Origin of the sequence: uncultured Nitrospira sp., assembly GCA_902500695.1 — a bacterium.
Taxonomy (GTDB): domain Bacteria; phylum Nitrospirota; class Nitrospiria; order Nitrospirales; family UBA8639; genus Nitrospira_E.
Window position 1 is genome coordinate 18,695 of the sequence record CABVRQ010000031.1, and the last position, 26,368, is coordinate 45,062.

Annotated in this window: 21 protein-coding genes; 10 read left to right on the forward strand and 11 right to left on the reverse strand. The window is 48.9% G+C overall.

What is annotated here, in order from left to right:
• Positions 1–110: 110 nt before the first annotated feature.
• The 6 genes from pyk to AAH187_RS09730 all read left to right on the forward strand — a co-directional run bounded on the left by pyk (position 111) and on the right by AAH187_RS09730 (position 8,838).
• Positions 111–1,541: a pyruvate kinase gene (gene pyk, locus AAH187_RS09705; RefSeq protein WP_342348255.1), complete on the forward strand. Its 1,431-nt coding sequence runs from the start codon at positions 111–113 to the stop codon at positions 1,539–1,541.
• Between the two features lie 27 nt (positions 1,542–1,568).
• Complete coding sequence (locus AAH187_RS09710) at positions 1,569–3,221, forward strand: FAD-dependent oxidoreductase (RefSeq protein ID WP_342348256.1); 1,653 nt, start codon at positions 1,569–1,571, stop codon at positions 3,219–3,221.
• 255 nt (positions 3,222–3,476) lie between these two features.
• Positions 3,477–3,923 (forward strand): response regulator, encoded by a 447-nt coding sequence (locus AAH187_RS09715; RefSeq protein WP_342348257.1) that lies wholly within the window; start codon positions 3,477–3,479, stop codon positions 3,921–3,923.
• Positions 3,924–4,202: 279 nt separating this feature from the next.
• Entirely contained in the window at positions 4,203–5,612 is a 1,410-nt protein-coding gene (locus AAH187_RS09720; protein ID WP_342348258.1) for a cytochrome c, read from the forward strand.
• A 103-nt stretch (positions 5,613–5,715) separates the two neighbouring features.
• Positions 5,716–7,326, forward strand: coding sequence for a PAS domain S-box protein (locus AAH187_RS09725; RefSeq protein ID WP_342348259.1), 1,611 nt, complete (start codon positions 5,716–5,718; stop codon positions 7,324–7,326).
• 723 nt (positions 7,327–8,049) lie between these two features.
• On the forward strand, positions 8,050–8,838 hold the full coding sequence (locus AAH187_RS09730) for a sulfite exporter TauE/SafE family protein (RefSeq protein WP_342348260.1): 789 nt from the start codon (positions 8,050–8,052) through the stop codon (positions 8,836–8,838).
• Positions 8,839–8,851: 13 nt separating this feature from the next.
• Here the strand turns inward: AAH187_RS09730 and AAH187_RS09735 are convergent, their stop codons facing one another.
• From AAH187_RS09735 to AAH187_RS09780, 10 genes are all read right to left on the reverse strand, one after another.
• A complete protein-coding gene (locus AAH187_RS09735) occupies positions 8,852–9,925 on the reverse strand; it encodes a potassium channel family protein (RefSeq protein ID WP_342348261.1) in 1,074 nt (357 codons plus the stop codon).
• Positions 9,926–9,958: 33 nt separating this feature from the next.
• Positions 9,959–11,779 (reverse strand): SLC13 family permease, encoded by a 1,821-nt coding sequence (locus AAH187_RS09740; RefSeq protein ID WP_342348262.1) that lies wholly within the window; start codon positions 11,777–11,779, stop codon positions 9,959–9,961.
• Positions 11,780–12,377: 598 nt separating this feature from the next.
• Positions 12,378–12,608 carry a hypothetical protein gene (locus AAH187_RS09745; protein ID WP_342348263.1) on the reverse strand — a complete coding sequence of 77 codons (231 nt, stop codon included), beginning with the start codon at positions 12,606–12,608 and terminating at the stop codon, positions 12,378–12,380.
• Between the two features lie 378 nt (positions 12,609–12,986).
• Entirely contained in the window at positions 12,987–14,054 is a 1,068-nt protein-coding gene (locus AAH187_RS09750; protein WP_342348264.1) for an SAM-dependent methyltransferase, read from the reverse strand.
• A gap of 163 nt (positions 14,055–14,217) precedes the next feature.
• Positions 14,218–14,571 carry a hypothetical protein gene (locus tag AAH187_RS09755; RefSeq protein WP_342348265.1) on the reverse strand — a complete coding sequence of 118 codons (354 nt, stop codon included), beginning with the start codon at positions 14,569–14,571 and terminating at the stop codon, positions 14,218–14,220.
• A 181-nt stretch (positions 14,572–14,752) separates the two neighbouring features.
• A complete protein-coding gene (locus AAH187_RS09760) occupies positions 14,753–16,561 on the reverse strand; it encodes an ATP-binding protein (protein ID WP_342348266.1) in 1,809 nt (602 codons plus the stop codon).
• Positions 16,562–16,707: 146 nt separating this feature from the next.
• A complete protein-coding gene (locus AAH187_RS09765) occupies positions 16,708–17,385 on the reverse strand; it encodes a phage holin family protein (protein ID WP_342348267.1) in 678 nt (225 codons plus the stop codon).
• Between the two features lie 83 nt (positions 17,386–17,468).
• Positions 17,469–18,002: a carotenoid biosynthesis protein gene (locus tag AAH187_RS09770; protein ID WP_342348268.1), complete on the reverse strand. Its 534-nt coding sequence runs from the start codon at positions 18,000–18,002 to the stop codon at positions 17,469–17,471.
• 46 nt (positions 18,003–18,048) lie between these two features.
• Positions 18,049–19,035, reverse strand: a complete 987-nt coding sequence (gene hpnA, locus AAH187_RS09775; RefSeq protein WP_342348269.1) for a hopanoid-associated sugar epimerase — start codon at positions 19,033–19,035, stop codon at positions 18,049–18,051.
• A gap of 132 nt (positions 19,036–19,167) precedes the next feature.
• Entirely contained in the window at positions 19,168–20,058 is an 891-nt protein-coding gene (locus AAH187_RS09780; protein ID WP_342348270.1) for a polyprenyl synthetase family protein, read from the reverse strand.
• Positions 20,059–20,920: 862 nt separating this feature from the next.
• Here AAH187_RS09780 and AAH187_RS09785 point away from each other — a divergent pair.
• Positions 20,921–21,100, forward strand: coding sequence for a hypothetical protein (locus tag AAH187_RS09785; protein ID WP_342348271.1), 180 nt, complete (start codon positions 20,921–20,923; stop codon positions 21,098–21,100).
• Between the two features lie 6 nt (positions 21,101–21,106).
• On the opposite strand, the gene uvrA is transcribed toward AAH187_RS09785, so the two are convergent.
• On the reverse strand, positions 21,107–23,623 hold the full coding sequence (uvrA, locus tag AAH187_RS09790; RefSeq protein ID WP_342348272.1) for an excinuclease ABC subunit UvrA: 2,517 nt from the start codon (positions 23,621–23,623) through the stop codon (positions 21,107–21,109).
• 179 nt (positions 23,624–23,802) lie between these two features.
• Between uvrA and AAH187_RS09795 the strand changes: the two genes are divergently transcribed.
• The 3 genes from AAH187_RS09795 (at position 23,803) to AAH187_RS09805 (ending at position 26,201) form a co-directional block, all read left to right on the forward strand.
• Entirely contained in the window at positions 23,803–24,360 is a 558-nt protein-coding gene (locus AAH187_RS09795) for a hypothetical protein (protein ID WP_342348273.1), read from the forward strand.
• 156 nt (positions 24,361–24,516) lie between these two features.
• Entirely contained in the window at positions 24,517–25,530 is a 1,014-nt protein-coding gene (gene ruvB / locus AAH187_RS09800; protein ID WP_342348274.1) for a Holliday junction branch migration DNA helicase RuvB, read from the forward strand.
• Positions 25,531–25,748: 218 nt separating this feature from the next.
• A complete protein-coding gene (locus tag AAH187_RS09805; protein WP_342348275.1) occupies positions 25,749–26,201 on the forward strand; it encodes a hypothetical protein in 453 nt (150 codons plus the stop codon).
• Positions 26,202–26,368: the final 167 nt, after the last annotated feature.

The following is a 26,368-nucleotide window of genomic DNA, read 5'->3' on the forward strand; positions in this document are numbered from 1 at the left end:
CCTATTCATACGAGTGCTTCCCGTTCGTGGCTCTGTAAAACCTGAAAAAATCTCCGCTTCTCTCACCAATGTCTGTTAGCGTCACCTTCGCCAATTTTGAGACCATACCCATGCGCCATGTAAAAATTATAGCTACTATTGGCCCTGCGACTTCCTCTCCTGAAAGTCTGAAACAACTCCTGCATGCCGGGGTCAATGTCGCCAGATTCAACATGTCCCATGGAACCGCCGATTGGCACAGAACCACAATCCAACGCCTTCGTCAGCTTGCCCTTGATGAAAAGACCCCACTCGCTATCCTTGTAGACTTGGCAGGTCCCAAAATCCGCCTGGGGGAACTCCCAAACCAAGGAACCGTCTTGAAGAAAGGCCAGGATATTCTTCTGATTGCGAAGTCAGATCAAAGCTCAAGGCAAAACGAACCGGAGGATACACTGCCCGTTAATCTTTCCCATTTCCCGAATGGAATGAAACCCGGTCAAATCGTGTTACTTGATGACGGGAACATGTCTCTCACCGTGGAGAAACAAGTAACCAACCGTCTGGTCTGTAAGGTATTGGTCGGAGGAACGGTCATCTCACATAAAGGGGTGAATTTCCCTGGCCTCCCACTCGACATTCCCGGATTTACGCAGAAAGACGCTGACGATCTTCAAGTGGCCATCGACATTGAAGCCGATTATGTCGCCCTCTCGTTTGTGCGAAGTCCGCAGGATATTCACGCACTCCAAAAGGCCTTGGCTGATCGATCCGCGCTGATTCCTCTCATTGCCAAAATTGAAAGGCCTGAAGCCCTGACATGTCTTGATGAAATCCTTGATGCGGCAGATGGGGTGATGGTCGCTAGGGGAGACCTGGCACTGGAAATGAGTCCGGAAGAAGTCCCGCTTCTGCAAAAGCAGATCATCGCACAGGCCAATCTCATGGGAAAACCCGTGATCACCGCCACACAAATGCTGGAATCGATGACTCACAATGCTTTCCCCACTCGCGCGGAAGCCTCAGATGTGGCAAACGCCGTGCTGGACGGAACGGATGCCGTCATGTTGTCTGCCGAAACTTCAATGGGAAACTTTCCTTTCGAATCGGTCCAGGTCATGGATCGGATTATTCGACAAGCAGAAAAAGAAATGTTCCGCCGGAGCCAAAACCTCATTTCACCTAAAGGAATCGTGCATTCGACTCCGGAAGCAGTCTGTGAGGCTGCCGTCTCTCTTGCAACAGCTATTGGCGCCCAAGCCATCGTGGTCTTCACCGAGTCCGGCCATACAGCCATGTTATTGGCCCGCCATCGACCGACGGTCCAGATTTTCGCACTGACTCCCTCCCCAACCGTCACCCGTCAATTAGCTTTAGTATGGGGCATTGTTTCAAGTGTATTTCCTCAAATTGATGAAACCGATGAACGAATTCATGCCGCCCAGGATCACCTAAAAGCACTAGGCCTGCTTCAGGAAGGGCGGCTCATTGTCATCGTCACCGGGGAACGATTGGGACATGCCTTCGGAACCAATATCATCAAAGCTCATTTGGTCGTGTAAATTCATACAAGGAGAAGATTAGGGAACATGTCCCTCAAAATCATCATTGTCGGAGGCGTGGCTGGCGGAGCAAGCGCGGCGGCCAAGGCGCGGAGAACCAACGAAGCCGCAAACATTGTGATGTTTGAAAAAGGGCCCTATGTATCCTTTGCCAACTGTGGTCTCCCATATTATGTCGGAGAGACCATTCAGGATCGTGATGACCTTCTCCTTCAAACCCCGGAGCGGTTTTGGAAACGATTCAGGGTCCAGGTCCAGGTGTTACACGAAGTCATTCGCATAGACCGAACAGCGAAATGCGTGCAGGTGAAAAACTTGGTGACTCAAGAGATCGCTTCGCACCCCTATGACACACTCATTCTCGCACCCGGTGCCGGGGCCATCATGCCCAACATACCTGGCATTCACGCCAGGAATATCTTTACGGTCAAAACCGTTCCTGACTCTGATGCCATCAAAACCTTTCTCGCCAGCCAAACTTCGCAGCAGGCCTTGGTGATTGGAGGCGGGTTTATTGGGCTGGAAACGGCCGAAGCCCTGATGGGTCTTGGATTGACCGTGACGATCATAGAAAAAGCTCCGCAAATACTGCCTCCTTTTGATCGGGACATGGCCACTCTGGTCGCTCATCATCTCCAAGAAAAGGGAGTGAAGATTATTGCGGGTGACGGAATCAACGGATTCCGGCAGAACGGCGACCATGCCAAAGAAGCCGAATTGGAAAGTGGAACACGGCTTCCAATGGACCTCGCCATTCTTTCGATCGGCGTCAGACCGGAGCTCAAGCTGGCCAGAGAGGCAGGGCTTGAAATTGGGTCAGCGGGAGGCATTACCGTGAATGAACGGCAGCAAACCTCTGACCCTGATATCTATGCAGCAGGTGATGCGGTCGAAACACTCCATCTCATAACCGGCAAACGAACAAGAATCCCTTTAGCCGGGCCAGCCAATAAACAGGGGAGGGTCGCCGGAGCCAATGCTGCGGGCGGAGACTTACAGTTTCATGGTGCACTGGGTACGGCAATTGTCGAAAGCATGGGCATCACCGCTGCCAAAACTGGATTAAGCGGACACGAAGCCAAGGCCCAGGGCTTGAATTACTTTGTCTCCCTCACCCATCCCTTAGATCACGCAGAATATTATCCTGGAGCAGAAGCCCTTCACATGAAATTAGTCGTAGAGCAACAGACGGGAAGATTGCTAGGTGCCCAAATTGTGGGGGATCAGGGAGTGGATAAACGCATTGATGTGTTGGCGACAGCTATACATGCCAAATTGAATGTCCAGGATTTGGAACAATTGGATTTGGCTTATGCCCCCCAATTTAACTCGGCCAAAGGGCCGGTCATTATGGCAGGTTTCGTGGCCGCTAACACCTTACGGGGTGAGGTCGACACGCTCACGGGGGAAGAATTACAAAAGAAATTAGAAGGGAATCCTTCTCTCCAATTGTTAGATGTCCGGACCATGGATGAATATCAAGAAGCGCATATTCCTCATGCCCGCCTTATTCCGATTGATGAACTGCGAGACCATCTTCAGCAACTTGATCCTTCTCAGGAAACGGTCGTCTATTGTCGTGTCGGATTACGCGGGTACCTTGCGGCGCGCATTCTCCTTCAACATGGCTTCACCAATGTCTTCAACCTCACCGGTGGCTATTTAAGTTTCCCTCAATAACCCCCCCCCTCAATCCAAGCAAACCAGTAAATCTTCGAAATCTGAGAATGTTAACTCGTTAACTCAATTCGTTAAATCAAGCTTAACGCTTCACCATATTTTTCGTTGATTGATAGTCCTTTATACGTCATAAGCAATTGATATTACATATTTTTATATCATTTATGTCATTTGGCATTCAGTTTGCTTAAGTTAATGATATGAAGAGGATAAATCCAGAGGTGGCTTAACAATTTTTACCAAAGGAGAGCGCTCATGGAACAAACGACAAGTAAATCTCGAACAGCAGCGATGTTCAGTGGTCAAGACACATTAGGCCGGATCTTGGTCGTCGATGACGAACCGGATGTTCGCAAAGTTGTGAGATTGTCATTGGAGAAAGCCGGATACGACGTGATTGAAGCCGAAGACGGTCAACAGGCCGTGCAAGAAATCAAAAGTGGAGAAAACCCTCTTTTACTGGACGTGATCCTCACCGATATCCGAATGCCCAAACTAAACGGACTTGAGGCTATTCAGTTTTTTCAGAAAGAATTCCCACGTGTATCGTTGATTGTGCTGACGGGATTCCCCGACGTAACAATGGCCACATCCTTGATGAAGAATGGGATTATTGACTATTTGGTCAAACCGGTTGAAAAAGAGAAACTTCTGACCGCAGTTGCTAAGGCCATGGAACAACGGGAACTCAACCATTTATAGATCGAGGGGATTTCTTACTAAACTCCTTATAAAAAAATGAGTGGCCTTCTTTTGTCTTTCAGTTTGGTGTTGATTTTGCTCTATCGATCTGGAAAGGGAATGATAGTTGGTCTTTATGGGTCAGAATTCCCCAAGTGGGATGGAATTGGGATGGGGAAATTTTTCTCATAGAATTATCATATCGAAACCTCTAAAATTCTGCGACCCAAGAGGATACATAGGATTTTTACCAATTTTTGAATGGAGGCGTTGCCAATGGCTCACATGAGGAATGTCCACTTGAAGACACAAGGCCATGCTCTCATACTCACGATGAGCATCCTTCTCTGTCTTCTGTTCCCTTTCTCGCTTTTTGCCGCTGAGGGAAAAGATCCAGAATCCCTGATCAGCACCACCTGTTCGACTTGCCACAAGTTTCAGGGCGAGGGGGAGAGCCGCTTTAATTTAAAGGCTCCGGATCTCATGTGGGGGGGCAGCAAGTTTCAGCGGGATTGGCTGATTAAATGGCTGACAGGGAAAGAACCGATGCTGTATGCCAAAAGCTACCGGTGGGATCAGTCTCAACAACCTGAGCAGCACATGACCGTCTCTCAACAGGAAGCTGAGGGCCTTGCCGACTATTTCGAGACACACCTTCAGGATCCGCGAGTGAAGCCGGGATCTATTGATATGTCGACGTTTAGTAAACAGGAGGCGAAGTTTGGAGAGGAAATCTTCACCCAACATTCCTGTATTGGCTGTCATCAGATTATGGTGGATGGAAAAAAGACCGGAGGCCCACAAAGCGCCTCGTTCTTTAACTCGGGAAAAAGGCTGAAGGCTGATTGGATTTATCGCTTCAACTCGGGTCCCCCCGACTTTGTACCCCACAGTGGAGAGTTTGTCGGGGATGTGAGTGCACTCGGGCTGCGGTATGTGACGGGGTTTATTGCAACCCGAGGGGATGAGGATTTCCCCTATTATGAACCTTGGAAAAGTTCAAAGTTCGATCATCCGAACGTCGAAAACGGTGCGAAAATTTACCAAGAATATTGCGCACAATGTCACGGGGCCGAGGGCAAAGGCGATGGACCTGCCGCGTCAGGCTTGGAACCCAAACCGGCGGTGCATGCCAATATTCCCTTTGAAAAAATTCCTCTCGATTATCTGTATAACGTGATCTACTATGGGGGGAAAGCTGTTGGGAAATCTCCTCTAATGCCGTATTGGGGACTAACCATTGGCGAGACAGAAGGCGTATCCGACGTCATTGCCTATTTGAAGACCACGTTTAAAGGTGCTCCGGAAGTGGCTAGCACGGCTTCACCATCTAGTGGTCCTTCAGGAGTCTGCCCGCAACCACGCAACACCAAGCAAGCGCCTGGGAAATTTCGTAACCTGACCAGTCCGTTACCCGACTCTCAAGAGCACATCAAGGCGGGAGAGAAGCTGTATCACGAAACCGCTCAACCGTTGGCCTGCACACAATGTCATGGACCCAAGGGAGATGGGCAAGGACCAATGGGTGCGGCGTTGAATCCTCATCCCCGAAACTTTACGTGTGGAGAAACCATGAAAGATATTTCTGACGGGCAGATGTATTGGATTATCAAAAACGGATCTGCAGGAACCGGCATGATGGCCTTTTCCGGTATGCCCGATGACCAAATCTGGCAAGTGATTCAGTACCTTCGGACGTTGGCTCAATAACCTGGCAATTGGTTTCAAGCCCCTTCGGGGGTAACAAGCAATTTTATTCAGGGCCTGGAGATATCATCTCCAGGCCCTGAACCTAACGAGTAGGAAGAGCATCATGCCCCTAACACCAGAAAATGTACCGCAGGACCATACCAACCTTTCACAAATGCTGAAACATCTTGAACAACACCATGCCCTCATTTTACAGGCTGCCGGTGAAGGGATATTCGGGTTGGATCTGGAGGGCCGGCATACCTTTGTGAACCCGGCAGCCGCGAAAATGTTGGGCTACGAGCCACAAGAATTAATCGGCCAACCCAGCCACTCCCTGTGGCATCACACCAAAGCCGATGGCTCTCCCTATCCTCAGGAACAATGCCCGAACTATGCGACATATAAGGATGGCCAGGTACATCGAGGCGACAACGAAGTATTCTGGCGAAAAGATGGGACCAGTTTTCCCGTCGAATACTCCAGCACACCTATTCGGCATGAAGGGGCTCTGGTCGGCGCCGTTGTGGTTTTTCAAGATATTACGTATCGCCGGCAATGTGAAAAATCTCTTACACAATTTCGTCGACACACCGATATGATTTTACAGGCTGCCGGTGAAGGCATTTTTGGGTTAGACCTCGAAGGAAATCATACCTTTGTCAATCCTGTCGCCAATAGCTTATTAGGCTATGAACCAGGCGAGTTATTTGGAAAACCCAGCCACATCACCTGGCATCATACGAAATCCGATGGCTCCCCTTACCCGGCTGAAGAATGTCCCATCTATGGAGCCTATAAAGATGGGCTGGTTCACCAGGGTGAAGACGAGGTGTTCTGGAAAAAAGATGGGACGAGCTTCCCTGCTCGCTATTCAAGCACTCCTATCTGGGATGACCTGGATAATTTAGCGGGGGCAGTGGTCACGTTTCAGGATATCACTGAGAAGAAACGTATGGCTGCTCAGTTGTTAGAGGAAGCCAAACTGGCAGAAGTGACCAGAGTTCTTGGGGATATCGGGCACGACATTAAAAACATGTTGATGCCTGTGTTGTCGGGTGCAGATTTATTAAAGGATGAATTGGACGAACAGTTCCCCACATTAATTCGGGAAAAGGCGAAAGGGGCAGAAACCAGTTATACCAACAGCCTGGATCTGATACGAATGATCGTTACCAATGCCAGACGCATTCAGGACCGTGTGCGGGAAATCGCGGATGCCGTCAAGGGCGTTACCAGTCCTCCACATTTCACACCCTGCCGCATACGAGACGTCGTGGATGGAGTGCTCGACACTCTTCGCACGTATGCGGCAGAAAAAGGCATTACCCTCCTGACCGATGGCCTTGATGCCCTGCCTGTGATTGATGCAGATGAACGTCGACTGTTTAATGCCTTTTACAATCTCATCAATAATGCCATCCCGGAAGTGCCCCGTGGAGGATCAGTCACGGTCGGCGGAGGTCCTGGACCGCGTCCAGACACCGTAGAATTGACGGTAGCCGATACCGGAAAGGGAATGCCCTCTGAAGTTCGAGATCGGCTCTTTACCGCTGAGGCCATTAGCACCAAAAAGGAAGGAACAGGACTCGGGACCAAAATTGTCAAGGACGCCATCGATCTCCATCATGGTCACATTTCAGTTGAAAGTGAAGAAGGCTGCGGAACAATCTTCCGTCTGGTCCTTTCCGTATCTCAAGTCGTTTCATCCCAGGCCAGACCCGGCAACAAATGACATGATCATGAGATACAAGGAAGATTCATTCCTTGCAGAAAAGGAAACCTTCTTAGCCAATTTCGAAAGATCACCAACTGATAACTGTCGGTTAACTCGAAGAATCTAACTGAGATGATCTGGGCTCAAAGCACTCATTGTGGGTGATTCTGGCAAGCCCATCTCAGGCAGAAATATCCTTCTCTTGTCTCATTTGATTTCTCCCCATACAATGAGTTCGTACTCCTCTTCACATCTTTTATTCATTCATACTCTTTCATACCTGGAAGATTTCAGGAACAATATGATGCGAGGAGTACTTATTGGCAAGGCCTTGATGACCCTGGCGGCCTGTCGAAAAACCAGTGGAAACTTTGGTCTTGGCGCATGGTGTAAGACTGCCGCTGGAGGCAATAAATATCATCTGAACAATCAAGAAGATCAAGTAACCAAGATCAGTAGACGGGAAATTTGCGCAGAAGGAACAAGGCATCTGCATTGATCAAATTAGGCGGGATTCGTGGTTTCAATGAAGAATGGATGAGGGGCATCACCATACTTTTCTGGTCATCAAAATGAGAGAAGGCACATACTCCTCTCATGTCTTCCTATCATTCTTCTTGTAACATTTCATTGCCGGTCAGGGTTTCTTACAAATTCCACTTTACTGGTTGAACCATGTCTTACGATTCTGACTCCTCAGGCCTTATCCTTTCATCTTTTCCTCTTGCCTCTTAATTTCTCATGGACTTCCACTATCTGCTGGGTCTTTTGTCTGGTGGGCTCATCGGGGTGCTGTTAGGAGCCACAGGAGGGGGAGGATCGTTAGTGGCCATTCCCTTATTGGTCTATGTGGTTGGCGTACCCGTACAAAATGCCACGGCTATGTCACTTATCGTAGTTGGCTATTCGGCCCTCTTTGGGGCATGGCATGAGAGCCGACAGCAGCGGGTTCACTTTATCTCTGCCATTTTATTCAGCCTGACCGGAATGGTCGGCGCTTGGGTGGGCGCTCATGGCCACCAACTTGTTCCGGACTCCCTGGTGCTTTTTTCCTTTGGCAACCTGCTCCTGTTTATTAGCATGTGGACGTTTTGGAAAAATTATGAGGGGGAACAGAACGACGTTCCGAGCGGATGCGCAAAAGAATTTTCCGGGCGATGTGCGCTGAAAGCCCTCACGTTCGGATGGGGGGTTGGCCTGCTGACCGGGTTTTTTGGAGTTGGAGGCGGGTTTCTCATTGTTCCCGCACTGATGTTTCTCATGGGGTTTCCCATTCGTTTAGCTATTGGCACGTCGCTTCTCATTATTGCCCTGATTTCCATCGGCGGGGTGATCGGCCATTTCAAGGTGTCCCACCTGGATTTTGTGTTAACGGGATTGGTGTTACTCGGCAGTCTTCTCGGGTTGATGTTTGGCTCACAAGTGACGCAATCTATTCCAGCGCATCATCTGAGACGGGGAGTGGCCATCTTAATCGGTGTGATCGGCATATTGTTGATCGTGGCCAATGCCCGGCCACTCCTCTTTTAGAAATGGAGTTCTTTCAAGAAGAAACCGTATTTTCCGAAACCGGCTTAAATAATAACATCACATCCCCCAGTTCCAGAGTATGGCTCTTTTCAAACTCCCAGTGTGAAAGTATCGTACCTTGCCGATACACCCGAAGCAGCAAATCCGGCTGCAAATCCATTGCGGACTTTCCAACATCCTGCTGGTCCGCCGTTCGCTCCTCGAGATGGACCTTCCCGCCTGCCGTTAAGAAATCCTCCAAGTAATCCACCAAAAAATGTTGATCCACTGCGGCGGCTAACATATATCCCCCATACGTCGCCGGCGAAATAATGGTTTGTGCCCCTCCCTGGCGGAAGAGTTTGACGTTTTCTTCTTCCTTTGCACTGACAATCACCCGACAACGTGAATTCAAATTCCGGACGGTTAACAAGATAAGGGCATTCGTATCATCTCGTCCGGCGGCAATAATGACGGCCTTGGCCTCATTGAGAAACGCCCCATACTTTAATATTCCTTCCTGCGTCGCATCCCCTCTGAGTGCCACGACTCCCAATTCTCCAGCAACGCGTACCCGTTCTTCTCCTGGATCAATGACCAAAATATGATCAGGGTTCGTCCCCTTGGCGAGCAGTTCTTTGACCGTCGAATAGCCAGTATGACCGAATCCGCAAATGACGACATGCTGATCAAGAGATCTTTGGAGTTTTGCCATGCGAAATACCTCAGTAAATTGTCTGAACGCCAGTTGATAGGCAGTCCCTAAAAAAATGACCCAAAGAAAGATACGGACCGGTGTGACGACGAATGCATCAATCAGGCGTGCCCGGGTGGTGACCGGCACAATGTCCCCATAACCGACAGTCGTTACGGTAACCATTGTGAAATAGATCACATCTGAAAATGATATCTCTCCATCTATTTGATCCTTGAGACCGTTTCGATCCAACCAGAGTATCCCTGTCAAAAAACAAAATAACATTGCCACCAAGAGAATCCGGCTCAGAAGCGTGCGAAATGGATCAAGGTCGGTGGGCATGTACACCACCCGCCGAAAAAAGAGCCTGGAGGTCTTTCGGGAAGCATGGGCGCGGAATAAAAATGCCATGTTGTCCTCTTCTCGTCCCTATTCAAAGATGCGTTAACTTTGTCCCGTTAAGGGCCACATAAAGACAAGTAGGGGGATTGAGACCAGGAGGATTAAGAGTTCCAAAGGCAATCCCATACGCCAGTAGTCCCCAAATCGATACCCCCCTGGCCCCATGACCAATAAATTATTTTGATGGCCAATTGGAGTCAAAAAGGCACAAGAGGCCCCAATCGCCACTGCCATGAGAAAGGGATCGGTATTGACGCCAAGATTCTGCGCCACCGCCACGCTCAAGGGTGCCATCACGACTGCCGTCGCGGCATTATTCATGACATCTGACAACGTCATCGTTAACACCATGATGATGCCTAAGAGAATAATTGGGGGAAGCCCCTCCATCATATTGACCAAAAATCCAGCTAACACGGTCGTTGCTCCACTCCGTTCCAACGCTTGCCCAATAGGAATCATGGCTCCTAACAATACCAGGACCGGCCAATCCACAGCTTGATACACATCCCTCGGGGAAACAATGTTGAGAAGCACCATCCCTAAGGCCGAACAGATCAAGGCAACCGGGAGTGACGCAAACCCAGACATGGCGCTGCCCAAGGCAAGGGCGAATAGCCCGCTTGCCAGCCACGCCTGTCCCGGCTTTCCCAACTGAAGTCCCCGCTCGGCTAAGGGGAGACATCCGAGCTGGCCAATCACCTCCAAAACCCGTTCCTTTTCTCCCTGCAGCAGAAGCACATCCCCCGCTTTAAACCGAAATTCCCTCAGCCTGCCACGGTAAGGAGTGCCTTGACGAGAGGCTCCTAATAAGTTAATCCCGAACCGGCTTCGCAGCTTGAGAGAACCCGCCAGCCGCCCAACTAACCAAGAACGATCAGGAGGCACAACGGCCTCCAATAACATATCTTCATCCTGTCTCTTGGAGGGCTTTTGTTCAGAATCAGGGATTTCTTCCTTTGGCTGGGTCCCCGTTAACTTCAAGCCCAATGTGGACACAAATTTATTAATGCCTTGTGGCCCCGCCTCGAGGACGAGGACATCGCCGACTTGAATGTGTTCCCTCCAAGCTGCGCCCCGAATAGATTGGTCACCACGTACCAACCCAATAATTAAGGCGTCGGAGTCCTCAGTGGCCATTTCCAGTTCTGACAAAGACTTTCCTATTGCCTTAGAATTTTCCGGAACTTCAACTTCTGTTAAATATTCCTGTATGGAAAACAGGTCCTGTGGCGCATTTTGAGATCGTCGCGCAATGGGAATGAGGCGCCAACCCACGAGTGCCACAAAGAGAATTCCCACCAACGCCATGACTCCTCCCACAGGAGTGAAATCAAACATTCCAAATGGCTCACCGGCAACTTCTGCCCGGTAATGGGCCACGATGATATTGGGAGGTGTTCCAATAAGCGTAACCATTCCACCCAAAATTGTTCCAAAAGCCAATGGCATCAAAACCACGGCCGGGGAACGCTTGGCCTCAACGGACGATTGAATAGCCACTGGCATCAGTAAGGCCAAGGCACCGACATTATTCATGACGGTTGAAATCAATCCACCCAGAGAAGATAAAACGGCCACATGGATGGACGGGGAAGAAGACGTGGCAACCTTGACATAGCGCGTGAGAATTTCCACGGCTCCCGCATTACTCAACCCACGACTGATAATCAACACAGCCGCCACGGTGACGACCGCAGGATGACCAAACCCTAGAAATGCCTCTTCGGATGGAACGAATCCCAAAACTGTGCAGAGGAGCAAGCCACTGAGGGCGACCAAATCATAGCGCCATCGTTCCCAGATGAAGAACACCAACAGGATTCCCATTAAGCCCAGAAAAAAGAGATGGTCACTGTTCACGAACGAAAAGAATCCTTTTATTCAGGCATCAATGTATGTGGTCGAGAACCGGAAGGAAATTGCCAAAACACTCCTAAGAGTCAGATCTTAAGAAAACTATGCAACCGTACCTTGCCTGCTCAGATCATTCGGAGAATAATTGAAACTTATTAGTGTATCAAGGTTGGAAAGGAAATGTTCCACCATTCCGATCCGGCAAGATCAAAATGGTAGTTCGGACTGGGTTGGAATCCTCATGCAAGATACCGGGCATGCAGGGCTGAATCTCGTCGTGGAGATTTCTCACCATCCCCATGGTGACATGCTCAGTCAATAATTCGAGTAAGAATTGGCAGGCAACCTCAAGCAGTCATGCCGGAATAGTCGCAGATGAAAGTGTGGCAAAAGGTCGAGGAAAATACCAAGCCAAAGCCATGTGGCCAGGAAGGTTTTACTCTAAAGAAACCCGCTTCCGAAACGTCAGGAGAACCAGGAAATTAATCCATTAGGTGACAGGTCCTCACCACAATGCAGCATTCGAACCTCGTCCTGAACCTCGAGTCAATCAGTCCCTGGGAGCGTTGCCCCTCCCAAAGCACAACGGAGTCCTTCAAGACTTTCAGGCCGTCAAGCGAGCAACAGGAGTCCGTGGAGCTCTTCGCAGCCGCTTCCGAAATGGAATAACCTGGGCCTGAACTGGACCATCAGTGCGATGATGATTAATGACGGGGTCCATCAGGTTCCCGCACATAACACACCGATACGCTTTAATCCAAAGTTCTCCCATCGCTCCCTTAATGTCCAGACAATCATCAACCACCATTAGCCCATTACATCGTACACACGTCATAACTCTACCTCCTTTGAAAGCCTCCTGCTTCCCACTCTTCTCAACGGGTGAGTCAATGCATCACGCGTGCCACGCACCACGTGAGTTCTCGAAAAGCACCAACTAATTAGGTGTGTATGATTGCGGAAAATGAAAGGAGAACACTGGACAATCGAATTAATTTTTGGAGTCTACAATATTTTGTGATAAAAAAAAAGAGTAAACACACATTTTGTGGGTACTGCAAATAATGACTACAACTTAGGCACTTTTATCGTTTGTGAAAATATTATTTTTTTGACTTGGGTCTCCACATATTTCTATTTCCCTGGGCCTGGGTCAGTTCCATTAAAAATAGGGTGAGATTTGGCAGGCTAGTGGATATTTTGACAGGATCACTCATGAAGCTGATTGTAGACCAGGCCCATTTGAAAGACCTTTTGTTTTGAATATGAGAACGTCAAAGGTACTCCCCAAACCAGCAGGCCTAGTGAGCACATCAATCTCTTCTTGATCAGATTCCCTGTCACCTGTTGGCCCTTTATAATCCAGAATTCCAAGATTGCGCAGCCATATTCCTTGCGGGATAAGCCCATCCACCTCAAAACCTACCTCCTCTGCAAGGAAGCACGCAGCGGTATAATCCACATCAGCCGTCAAATCTTGTTGGCCCACAGCAAAAAACTGGTCATATATTTGTTGCTGGTGATAGTAAGAACGAAGGGTCCCGTTTCTATGCCGATGTGAATATAAATTTGACGCGCGATCGCCATAATCGACAAAAATCACATACCCTGGATCCACAACTCTCCATATGCTTTTGAGGAATGGCTTTAACTCCAAACAAATTTCTGCGACTTGCCCTCTCCCAAGCTGCACCCTGTCGTCACCCAATCGCTCGGCTAAAGCCATAGTTGAAAGAGGTCTCGGTTGCTCACAAAACTCTCCATCCTCATCTAGGTCCACATACAATTCCAAAACTTCCTCAGGTCCCATTCCCATCACACGATGAACGGGCAACGCATCAAGCACTTCGTTTCCGAATACAAATGTCGGTTTCGGTGGTAAAGAGTCAAGATTTTGGATTGACTGCAATCCTCTTCGCTGTTGATGGGCTCGCAACCCTTGGCTTGGCTCCAGAACTACGTATTCATGATCATTTTCAAGGCAAGAAATAATATTGTTCCCTAACTGACCTGTTCCTCCACCTAATTCCAAGACCCTTAAAGGAAAACCAATCGCCTTCTCTGCATAAGTGATGGCTTTGGCAATGGCATATCCAAAGGCCGGAAATCTTGCATTGGTGTCAAACGGCCCTTCAGGACTTCCAATTTTTGGTGCTTTTGAATAAAACCCCATATTTTCATCATATAAGGCCGCAGCCATAAAGTCCCTGAAGGTCATTGGCCCTTGCGTCCGAATTTTGCCCTTCAAGGCATTGCCAAGTTCCGTATCAATCCGGTTCAAGGCAAATCCAGCCTAATTTGTTGATGGTCAGAATCAAAACAATCATGTATTGAGGAGTGGAGAGGTCCTGACAAATTATTCGAGAGGAGAGGAATTGGCCATACAAAAAAAGGGTGCCATCTCTGGCACCCTTTTCCTAAGTTTTCAGACTGCAAAAATTAAATTACTTAATAACAGTCGATTTAGCCCCGGCTGGATTAGGGTTGGTTTTATTGAGCGGCCCTTCGACTTCTGGTAAACGGCCAGCACCGGCAGACTTTTGTATCCGCCCACGATTAGGATCACTGACATCATTCATCGCTGCTTTGCTGCCAAATGCTTGAGAAGACAACAGACTCTTTTCTCCTCCTGCATTCGTTTGGCCAGGATCATTGGCGGTAGCTTGACCTGTTACTGGAGACTTCCCCGCAGCCGGATACCCTGGATGAGCTGGTAACAACCCTGGATTGGCAAAGGCCATTGATAGGGCGAAGGTGCTAGCACCCACCGTTCCAAGAAAAATTCCAATCCCTTTCATAAGACCGCTCCTTTGTTGGTTATGACTGGTTAACAATAGAAAATGGTCTGGATATGTACATGTCCTGATTTAATCAGATAGAAAAAGCGATCTTATTCAGATTGGCCCATAGTGTCAAGTTTACACAACCAAAATGGCAAAAATTGCGAAATGTTGTGCTCCAGGCGCGTGTTTTTTTCAATCAAACTGGACGGCGAGGCCGATACGGAGTTCTTGGTCGGGGGGCTGGCATGAGAATGGTAACGGTCGTTCCCTTATCCGGCTCACTCGCGATACTAATCTGCCCCTGGTGCTCTTCAACAACTTTTTTCACGGTCGCCAAACCCAACCCGGTTCCTGATCGCTTTGTGGTGAAATAGGGTTCAAAGACCTTATCCACAAACTCGGCTGGAATGGGCACTCCATCATTGGCAATAATTACCTGAAGTTCCGGCTTTCGAGCTCTGGTGAGCATGACTTCCACACGTAAATGACCTCCAGGAGACATAGCTTCAATGGCATTTTTGAAAATACACAGGAATACATGTTGCATTTTCACTTCATCCCACCGGACTTGGGCCAACCGAGCCGGTACCTTTTTGATAACCTCAATGCGATTTACGCGAATGTCCGTCGACACCAATGAAAAAGCCTTGTCCAATAGATCCTGAACCCGGCACATCTTTCGGTCAAGTTCCAACGGTTTGGCAAAATCTAGAATTTCATTCAATACTGTTTCAATACGGATCATATCCCGCATGGCATTTTCCACCCGGGTTTGCGAATCGAAATCTAGGTCGGCGTCGGTCGTAATTTCTTCTAGCTGAGCCCTGATAAACCCAATCGGTTCACGGATTTCTGTGGCCAGAAACGAACTCACTTCATGCAGTGCGGCACGTCGCTCTTCCTTACGAACATCCCCTCCCTCCGGTGGAGTAACAATCACCTGCCCTTTGAGGGCAGGCTGTTCCGGTTGAATCGGGGCGACATCCATGACGGAAAGGTTACACGATGGGTCTTCAAACAATTCCACCAATTTGGTTGTAATGGCTTCGAGACTTTTGGAATCGCTCCCAGTTTGATCGAAATTATTAGGAGTTTTTGACGCTAACGTGACAGTACCGGCCACTCGTCCCCTGACGTAAAAAGGAACAACTATTGTCGACGAGAAGCGATCACGATACAGCTGTTTATAGTCGTGAAACCGCCCTTGGGTCGAAGCCAAATTATTGTCACAGCGAGGCTTTCGATGACGAACAGACCACCCGGAAGCCGAATCATCTAAAGAGAGAAGCTGCCCCGGGGTCACATCCCGTTTCTGAGTTCCGAGTACACCCAACACTTCCAGCGTCGCGGCAAGAGGGTCATAAATGCTGACCCAGCCACGATCAAAAGCCATACCCCCATCCACTTCTTCTGTCAAAATGCTCCCTATCCGCTCTTGGACCTCCGCAGTGGAATATGTTCGAGCCACCGTCGCATGACCCTCTTCCCCAGCCCCGGGCACAGTCAATGACACAGGTTCATTACCCACCAATGGCTTGCTCAAAATCAGTGAGGAACCAAAGAGTCCCGCTTTCTTTAATTCTGTAGAAATATGCGAGACATTGGTCGAGAGAGTCGTCTTTTCTCTTTTGGTCAGCGCGGAATTTTCTCTCCTTGCCAGCACCAGCGTGCCATACACCCGGCCCCCAAACTTCAACGGTAGGACTAACGCGACCTTGCTCCCAGGAGTGACCATACGAATTCTGAGCACGCTCTCCAACTCCCCGCCAACCCCATTACGGACGGCGACACTTTTCAAATCCTCCATTGAAAGCGCACGAAGAATCGCGCGGACTTCTCTTGGAGAAAAACCCCTGGAAACCTGCTCGACTAATGGTCCACCATCATGAGTCATAATCGCAACTAAGACCGCTTCCATCCCGACCTCATTGACCACAGAGGTCAGAATTTTTTGAAGCGTACTTTGTTGCTTGGCGGCTAGTGTGGATTCAAGGCGATTGGACATGCATGCGTTTCCTCTCAGAATATTTGCGCACAATGACAGTGTGGGATATGGCGATGGTTAAGGGGGAAAGGGTTCTTTCCCAAACCCTCTTTAAATTTTTAAATCTCTCAACAACGCCAGGATGGAACTTCCATGGGGTTGTCCCGTTAATTAATATGGCGAATTTTTCGACCGGATGAAGGATGAGTGACAATTTCTATTCGGCCTTGCTCGGAAATCCAGAGATTTAATACTCCACTGACCAGACTAATAATGAGCGCGCCACCCACCGCTGGCCAAAACCCTGAGACAATGAATCCTTTAACCAGAATCGCTACCAGATAGAGGAGGAATCCATTAATAAGAACCATGAATAGCCCTAACGTGACGAAAATAAATGGAGCTGAAAGCAGATAAAGCACGGGGCGGATGATGGCATTAAGAAATGCAAGAATAATCACTGCCGCGATCCCCGACGCAACCCCTGTGATTTCAATGCCTGGGATAATCTGGCTTGCCAGCAAAACCGCAAACCCCGTAATCCCGCATCGAATTAAAAAACCCTTCATAGTTGCATCATACCGGCCCTGCGGTCGTGGCCTCAAGCCATGGCCACCAATGGTGAGAGAATCCTCTTTGGGACACGGTGGCTCACTCTGAAGATTCGTCCACACTGGAAACGAACAATCTCGCCACAAAGGACTAAAAAGAACCGCAGTCATGGATACAAAATTAAAGCTCCCCACGATACCCATCAGCATTTCACCAATCCAGAAGGTCACCTCCAAATTAAAGGCCAGGACGCCGTAATAAAGGCCAATCCCTAGGATCAATTCCCATTTCACTACCCTTCGGGGATTGAGTCTGTTGCATTTGGGCCCCGCTCCATCCAACGGTGACTAAGGAGAGAGAGGAATCCGACAACCGCCTACCCCGCAAAATTAGCAAGGGGAACTCCAAAATAAAGCCCCTCCTGGCGGTACCCGTAAATATTTCCCAGAAACCATCGTTCCCCCTGAAGGGCTACGGGATCAATCACGACATCAGAAAAGGTAAACAAAACCAACGTTAGTCCCACAACAGGCCATGAGTTTCTTAATGCCGGTTCGAATGTCCATCCATGTTGCCCAGCCCCTTTCGCAGGGGGTAACACAAAGATCAGAGCCAGACAGTAGCTGGCAAATACTAAAAATGAGAATGAGAGGGAGTCCATAAACGGAATATTGGAAAGATACAACTCATGGTCTTTGGTTGAACCCGTATAAAAATACTCGCCAAAGGGGATCCCGATCCGGATCGAGGTATATTCACAAATAAAAGCAATTGCCCACGTGAGGCCGAAAAATCTGCCGGTCCGCCGCCATCCTAAATGTTTTTGCCCGCTATCTAGGGAGACCCCTAAAAAGATAAAGACATAGGGCCTGAGTATGAACGTGGTTGTGAGAAGATAAAAGCATTCCAAAGCTTAGCGTCGTCGATGGGACATGGCTAAGACTGGAGAGGGAGTGTCAGGCATATCCATGTTGGCGAAACCACTCTACCGATTTCTTTAAAGCCGTTTCCACTGGGGTTTGGGGAAGAGCCAGCTCCTGGCGCGCCTTCGTGCAATCATAATGCATGTGATATTTGGCCATCCGTACCCCTTCCAAAGGAATCCTTGGTGGACGATGGGTCACCAAATTGGCAATCCATTGATTCAGATGCGCTAGGGGAAGCACGAGCCTCCAAGGTAATCGAAGACGTGGAGCAGGCACTCCCGTTAGTCGACTGAGTATTTGACACACTTCTTTTAGCGTAAGATTCTGATTGCCCAGAATATACCGCTCACCCACCCGACCGCACTCCATCGCTCGGACGTGCCCTATAGCCACATCCTCAACATCCACCAAATTCATCCCGGTCTCTATATACGCCAACATTCTGCCACGCATAAAATCCACAATAATTTGGCCGGTTGGAGTGGGTTTGACGTCCCGCTCTCCCACCGGAGCCGTTGGATTGACAATAACCACAGGCAATCCCTCTTGAGCCATACGGAGGACTTCTTGCTCCGCCAAAAACTTAGATCGCTTATAGTCCCCTGCCAGTTGGGCCAACGTTGGAAAGAGTGTTTCATTCCCAAAGCCCCCTTGATCAGGCAGCCCGATCGCACCAATCGTACTCGTGTAGACGATTCGTTGAACACCTGACTCTCTTGCTGCACGAAACAAATTTTTGGTCCCCTCGACATTGATGGCATAAAAGATAGAAGGGTCTTGATCCCACAACGCATAATGCGCCGCCACGTGATAAAGCCCTTCGCAGCCGGCTATGGCTTTCTTGAGGGACAGGGGATCCTGCAAATCTCCATGAACGGCTTCGACGGGTAACCCTTCAAGATTTTTCAGATTGCTGGTGGGCCGAATTAGTACACGGACCTCATCGCCTTTCGCGACGACTGCTCGTGTCACCGCAGCCCCAATGAAGCCAGAAGACCCGGTAATGAGTACTTTCATAAAATTCTGACCTTGCCCACGCGTTCAATAACCATCCAGCATGACCTACACCGACAGAACTGTTGTAAATGAGAAGGGATGGGATGGCGTAAGGTCGTATTTAAGACTGCAGGGCCATACAATTTTCAAGGCTCAAGATCGTCGCGCCATTATATACGTGGCAATGTGTCGTAGGGGGTCAGCCTGCTTATCAAATGTATTTAATCGGGTTATCGCACGCTGGACACACTCCTCTCCCAGTTGCCTGGCGCCCTCAACCCCAAAAAATGAAGGATAGGTCTGCTTCCCTCTTTTTTCATCAGCCCCTGCGTCCTTTCCCAATTCCTCCCGGGTCCCCACCATGTCCAACACATCATCAGCAATCTGAAAAGCCAGGCCAATATCCTCGGAATAGTCGGTTAGACATTGCATTTGCTGTGTCTTAGCCTCACCGATAATACTACCGATCCGCACCGCAGCGCGAATCAGGCGCCCCGTTTTAAAGGTGTGGATTTGCTGGAGGTGAGCTAAATCAATCTCCTGGTTTTCAGCCTGAATATCCATTACCTGCCCCCCTACCATTCCCTGATGCCCAGAGCCATGTGCCAGTTCCCGCACAATGTCTAACTGCTGAGCAGCAGAGAAAGCCTCTGTGCCATCAACTTGACTGCATAACGCAAACGCCATCGTCAACAAGGCATCACCTGCCAATATCGCCATACCATCCCCAAAAACTTTGTGGTTGGTTAACCGGCCTCGCCGATAGTCATCGTTATCCATCGCCGGGAGATCATCATGAATAAGAGAATACGTATGAACGAACTCCAAAGAAGCGGCAAATGGCAACATGGCGTCGCGGTCATATCCCAGGGCTTGGGCAGTGGCAATGGTCAAAATCGGACGAATGCGCTTACCTCCACCCAGAAGGCTGTATCGCATGGATTCATACAGTCGTTGAGGATGGACCGAGAGCAGAGGGACGCTCCGCTCCAAAAACTGGTCAACCCGTTGGCGCTGTTGGTCTAAGTAGGCTTGAATGTTCACAAAGGAGCGAATAGACGCTGTGGAAGGATAGAAAAAATAGTTCGTGACCCTATCAAATGGATTTTTGGAGTGTCAAATAATAGGCCTATAACTTGTGGGCAGAAGATCAGTAAACGGTTCCAAAAAGTTTTCTTCATTGTTTTCACCTGAATTACTCAGTATACTTTTCTTCTATGAGCATTCGAAACCGAGCCGGAGATTGGGAACCCCTGTTGTTGGGTATCGAACCCGAAATGTGCGGGGTGTGTCACGAAGGTCTGTACCGGAACCTTACCATGCTCCGTGGAGGATGGTCTCGTTGCAGCATCTGTGAACATTTCGTCCATTATAGTTGTCTGGCCAGCGGGAAGGTCTCCTATCTGAAAAGACGGCCGCGTGTGTGCAAAACTTGTGCAGACCAGCAGACTTTCACCCAACCTGCCATGTCCACGCCTTCGGTGCCTGCCGAAGTCAAATAATGGAACATCCAGGGCTTTCAACCCGACCAGCTATGGGTTCTCCTCGACTCTCAGCATCATTTCTCCATTTTTTTCTGGCTCCCATCCTCTGCGCATTTAGTGGTTTTCATACTGCCAGCTATCTCTTCGTCGGTCTTTACACGTGGCCTCGAACCAGTCGGGTGCTTGTCCTGACTATTGGTATGCTTATTTTTTCCTATGAATTCATTTTTAAGAACCAGTCGTCACCTCCTACTTCCACATGGAAATATTCTTCCTTTGAATCGGTATTCTATACCTGTGCTGTTCCCTATATAATAGGAGCAGGAGCACTCTTGGTCTTTGCGGGCCTGTGAGAAGAGGGCAGCTTTCCTGCCAATACCCTTGAACCTGTATTGATCTGCATTTCTAGAGAGGACCCAACCATGAAAAATGTCGACTTGACTGTCAATGGAACCATGCTAACGATTACGGTAGACCTGTCGAAGGATTTTGGTCCTTCTTCATCGGGGAAAACAACGATCATTGCCTCAACCGAAGGCAATGTCTCGATTCCCGATCGAGAAGAAAAAATCGGGCTGAATATTTACAAGAAAAAAGCCTAGGCTTCCTCAGGAAGCTCGGCTTTTAAAATCTTCTCGTAACACCTGCCCTGTCCACGATGCCTTAACCTTCATCACGGCTTGCGGGGTACCCTCCGCCACCACAAATCCTCCTTGATCTCCACCTTCCGGTCCCAAATCAATGACCCAATCCGCGTTCTGAATCACATCCACATTATGCTCAATCACGAGGACCGTATTCCCTGTCTCCACTAACCGGTCAAGCACATCCAACAACCGTTGAATATCCACAAAATGCAATCCCGTCGTCGGTTCGTCCAGAATATAGAGCGTACGACCAGTGGGTCGTTTCGAGAGTTCCTTGGAAAGTTTGACCCGCTGGGCTTCTCCCCCGGACAAGGTGGTCGCCGATTGCCCGAGCTTAATGTAATGCAGACCCACATCTGATAAGGTTTGCAGTCGGGTCCGCAGTGGCGGAATGTTCACAAAAAACTCCAGGGCCTCAGCCACTGTCATGTTTAAGACATCTGCGATCGTTCGCCCCCTATAAGTCACATCCAAGGTTTCGCGATTGTACCGTTGGCCATTGCAGGCCTCACAGGTCACATAAATATCTGGGAGAAAATGCATTTCAATTTTTATGAGGCCATCACCCTGACAAGCCTCACATCGCCCACCCTTGACATTGAAACTGTAGCGGCCTGGCTTATAGCCTCGCACTCGAGACTCCGGTAATTGCGAGAACAGATCACGAATGAAACTAAATAGGCCAGTATAGGTAGCGGGGTTCGAACGCGGGGTCCGTCCAATCGGGGACTGATCAATATCAATAAGTTTATCCAACTGATCAAGCCCACGTATTTCCCGACATCCTTCAAACACCGGCTTCTTCTGGGAAAAACCCTGTCCCAGGGATCGGAACAACACATCTACGACCAGAGTGCTTTTTCCAGACCCTGACACACCGGTGACACAGGTCAAGAGGCCCAATGGAAAGTTTACAGTCAGATGCCGAAGATTGTGTTTTTCCGCGCCCACGACGGTCAAAAATCCTTTGGCTTGCCGTGCACGCTGAGGCAAGGACACCCGCCGACTCCCTTTTAGATATTGGCCGGTTAGCGAGGTTGGGTGAGCCATCACCACCGAGGGAGGTCCCTGTGCGACTAATTGTCCACCTTCCACGCCAGCTCCGGGACCTAAATCCAATACATAGTCGGCAGCGCGCATGGTCTCGGCGTCGTGCTCCACCACCACAACAGTATTCCCCATATCACGCAATCGTAACAACGTTTGGAGTAACCGTCGGTGATCTCGCTGATGCAACCCAATACTAGGTTCATCCAGGATATACAGCACGCCTACCAACCCCGATCCGATTTGCGTGGCTAATCGAATCCGTTGTCCTTCCCCTCCGGACAAAGTGGCAGAAGGACGATCCAAAGTGAGGTAGCCCAATCCGACGTTGAGTAAAAACTCCAGCCGCTCCCGAATCTCTTTCAGCACTCGCTCCCCAATCATCTGTTCGCGATCGGTGAGAATTAAGGCATCCATAAATGCCAGGATATTCCGCACGGACAGATGAGTCACTTCAGCAATAGACTGCCCTCCAATTTTTATGGCAAGGCTTTCCTTCTTCAGTCGGCCTCCACCACACATCTCGCAGGGTGTATCGAAAGTCCATTCCTCCCATTCCGAATGAGTGGAAGCCTCATACCCAATGCCATCGCATCCATCACATGCACCATGAGGGCTGTTAAATGAAAAAATTCTTGGGGAAACTTCTGAATAGCTGACACCACACTGAATACATGCCAGGTGTTCGCTATAGACACGGACCCGATCATCTTCTGTCAGCACTCCAACGAGGCCATGCGCCAACTTGAGGGCCGTTTCTACCGAATCTGCCAAACGACGCGACACCCCGGTCTCTGACTTGACGATGAGTCGATCAATCACAATCTCAATTGTATGCTTTCGTTGTTTATGTAATTTAATAGACTCCCCGAGATCCCGAATGCCCCCATCAATACGAGCCCGAACAAATCCGGCCTTGCGAGCTGCCAATAGTTCTTTGCGATATTCACCTTTGCGTCCTCGCACAATGGGCGCCAGAATGTGGATTTTTGTGCCAAGAGGAAGCCCGTGGATGGCATCCACCATTTGTTGCACCGTTTGCGCTGCAATGGCATTCCCACAGAGGTAGCAAAAGGGTTGTCCTATTCTGGCAAACAACAGACGAAAATAATCGTAGATCTCCGTCACCGTCCCCACCGTGGAACGGGGGTTGTGACTCGTCGTCTTCTGTTCGATGGAAATGGCAGGTGAAAGCCCTTCAATGGAATCCACATCCGGTTTCGTCATTTGGTCAAGGAATTGCCTGGCATAGGCGGAGAGTGACTCAACGTATCGCCGCTGGCCTTCAGCATAAATCGTGTCAAATGCTAAAGACGACTTACCTGATCCACTTAAGCCCGTAATGACCACCAACTGATCTCGAGGAATCTCCAAGTCGAGATTCTTGAGATTATGTTGGCGAGCGCCCCTAATCACGATAGAGTTGTTCATAGAGGCCGAGTATATCATACGAATCCCCTTGACTGTGGCCTCTCTTTGACCATTGGAATTGACCCTTACACAAAAGGTCGGATACAATCCTGCAGGCTTCATGTATCTATTTTGAATAGACTGAATCGTACCTTTTTCCCCCAATCTTATTTTCATTTCCCTTATTGATGAGGAATTTCATGAAGAATCTGAAAGCAGGATGTATCTTGACTGCCACCATTATTCTGACGAGTCTTTTGGCACTTTCTCCACCAACATGGGCCGCTAAATACGAACTCACTCGAAACAGCATTGAGGAGGCCAAGGAGGTTAATGCCGGAGACATTTCCCTATTCCGCGTGAAACTCGGAGACGCTGAAGCAACCGCCGTTGAAGCCCTCGTGGAAGCAAGGATTTCTGGCGTTCGTGCAGAGCAAGAGGGTACCTTTATTCTCCTGTGGGACAAAGAAAATCCAACTGGTGCAATGGCAGGAGTCCGTATCACGGACGGGAAAGTGGATTTAATATTTATCAACAATCGATTTGCCCATAAAGTCCGTGGCATCTTCCGACACATCCTCGGGGCCAAGTCCACAAAAGAAATCCGTGACCTGCTGGGACCAGAGGATTTCCCCAATGAAACACTAATGGGCGCCAAACTCTTGTATGAAAAGCAAGGGTTTCTCGTGAACTTCCTGGAACGACAAGTAAATGTTGAATTCTGCCTTGGTTGTCAGGATCTATTTTCAGGGTTCTAGGAACCTTGTTGGGGGCTGCAGTTTCATTTCACTTCCCACCCTGCTTCCAGTTTTTGAGTCATTTTCCGAAAGAGGGAGTCATCCTCCCTCTTCTCATTTCCCCACATCGTCAAGAATGCAGTTCTTCTAATTTTTTTGTTTAGACTGATTCCCTTTATGGACGACCGAATTCTTACCACTCATCTTATAGAAGAAGAGCAAAGCCTTGAGGGGACTCTTAGGCCTCAACGCTTAACGGAGTATATCGGGCAGGAGCGGATGAAAGAATCGCTTCGGGTTTGTATTGACGCGGCGACGGGAAGAGGGGAAGCCTTAGACCATGCCATTTTTTATGGGCCTCCTGGATTGGGTAAAACCACCATCGCTCACATCATCGCCAAAGAAATGGGAGGCACGATTCGCTCTACCTCCGGGCTGGTGCTCACCCATGCGGGAGACCTAGCGGCCATTTTGGCCAATCTTCAACCACGGGATGTTCTCTTTATCGATGAAATTCATCGATTGCCCCCAGCAGCCGAAGAAGTATTATATCCCGCCATGGAGGATTACCAAATCGATTTGGTGATTGGACAGGGCCCCTCACTGCGCACCATGAAATTAGATCTCCCGCCTTTTACGCTCATTGGAGCCACCACACGAGCGGGCTCCCTCACCTCTCCTCTGCGAGAACGCTTTGGACTTGTTTATCGATTGGATTATTATCTACCTGAAGAATTACAGGTCATCATTTCCCGCTCCGCTAGACTACTCGGCGTCCACATTGATGATGAAGGGGCAGGAGAAATTGCCGGCCGGGCTCGTGGGACTCCCCGTATTGCTAATCGGTTAATCAAACGTGTTCGTGACTTTGCGGAAGTCAAAGCCCAAGGACGTATCACGAGATTGGTCGCACAGGAAGCTTTACAATGGCTAGGAGTCGACCACGCGGGTTTTGATGAAATGGATCGCAAAATACTCTTAACCATAATTAAAAAATTTAAAGGAGGACCGGTGGGCATCGACGCATTGGCCGCAGCGGTCCAAGAAGAAAAATCCACATTAGAAGATGTATACGAACCTTTTCTGCTTCAATCTGGATATCTAGATCGAACGGCCCGAGGCCGACAAATCACCTCAAAAGCTTTGCAACATTTTGGAGAAAGTCCGAATCTCTTTTCGATGGGAATCTGACCGGATCATCCCTCCGACCTTAAATCTATACGACATTCACTTTCTCTCTCTCACTTTTATTTAAAAAAGCATCCGCCCCCTCCCTCCCCCTCCTTTGCTGTATTGACGGTATCCAAAAAATGATTGGTATAGTAGGGGAAACTGACAAACAGACATGAGTCAGATGAAAAGAATCTGTTCTGTCTTATCCATTCATACGACAGTGAGGGGATATTCTAATGAATATACGCGCCTTATCATTCTTTCATTTTTTTTACAGGAAGACCTTCGTCGTTTTTCTTGCCTTTTTCTGTTCCATAAGCCTGATAACAACATCAGCCTCGGCTAATGAACTACATATCGAGTTTGGGAATTCCTGGGTGGAAGATGGCTACATTTTCCACGTCGACATTGAATTACCACCCTACAATGTTCATTGCACAACAACTGGTAGAGGATTCATTGGCTTTAACGTGTATTATGAGGACATGAAAAGCCCGGAGGGAGAGTGGACCTTTGGTATAGCTCCGTGGCCTGAGGGGCTTGCATCTGATTCCAAAGTGGGGTCACATATGACTGCTGTCGCTCCTCAAATATATTGCACCAGTTTTTCCCCCTGCACAATTGAAAATATTCAAATCGTCAAGGCTTGGTGCCCTCCACTAGAAGAAGAAAGTTTTTATGCACAATAAATCCGCACTCTCCTTTGTCTTCCCAGAACCACCCATCTATTTTCATGGTACATAAAAATATTTAATAGGCACATTATTTGACGATAAATGCATCCAACACCATAAGTAAACCTTTCTATCTCCTCCGCTGGAGTTAGTTAAATAGACCACTCCACCCAATAAAAAGA

Coding starts and splice junctions, on each gene's coding strand:
- pyk (WP_342348255.1), top strand. CDS start 111: ATGCGCCATGTAAAAATTATAGCTACTATTGGCCCTGCGACTTCCTCT.
- AAH187_RS09710 (WP_342348256.1), top strand. CDS start 1,569: ATGTCCCTCAAAATCATCATTGTCGGAGGCGTGGCTGGCGGAGCAAGC.
- AAH187_RS09715 (WP_342348257.1), top strand. CDS start 3,477: ATGGAACAAACGACAAGTAAATCTCGAACAGCAGCGATGTTCAGTGGT.
- AAH187_RS09725 (WP_342348259.1), top strand. CDS start 5,716: ATGCCCCTAACACCAGAAAATGTACCGCAGGACCATACCAACCTTTCA.
- AAH187_RS09730 (WP_342348260.1), top strand. CDS start 8,050: ATGGACTTCCACTATCTGCTGGGTCTTTTGTCTGGTGGGCTCATCGGG.
- AAH187_RS09735 (WP_342348261.1), bottom strand. CDS start 9,925: ATGGCATTTTTATTCCGCGCCCATGCTTCCCGAAAGACCTCCAGGCTC.
- AAH187_RS09745 (WP_342348263.1), bottom strand. CDS start 12,608: ATGACGTGTGTACGATGTAATGGGCTAATGGTGGTTGATGATTGTCTG.
- AAH187_RS09755 (WP_342348265.1), bottom strand. CDS start 14,571: ATGAAAGGGATTGGAATTTTTCTTGGAACGGTGGGTGCTAGCACCTTC.
- AAH187_RS09760 (WP_342348266.1), bottom strand. CDS start 16,561: ATGTCCAATCGCCTTGAATCCACACTAGCCGCCAAGCAACAAAGTACG.
- hpnA (WP_342348269.1), bottom strand. CDS start 19,035: ATGAAAGTACTCATTACCGGGTCTTCTGGCTTCATTGGGGCTGCGGTG.
- AAH187_RS09785 (WP_342348271.1), top strand. CDS start 20,921: ATGAAAAATGTCGACTTGACTGTCAATGGAACCATGCTAACGATTACG.
- uvrA (WP_342348272.1), bottom strand. CDS start 23,623: ATGAACAACTCTATCGTGATTAGGGGCGCTCGCCAACATAATCTCAAG.
- AAH187_RS09795 (WP_342348273.1), top strand. CDS start 23,803: ATGAAGAATCTGAAAGCAGGATGTATCTTGACTGCCACCATTATTCTG.
- ruvB (WP_342348274.1), top strand. CDS start 24,517: ATGGACGACCGAATTCTTACCACTCATCTTATAGAAGAAGAGCAAAGC.
- AAH187_RS09805 (WP_342348275.1), top strand. CDS start 25,749: ATGAATATACGCGCCTTATCATTCTTTCATTTTTTTTACAGGAAGACC.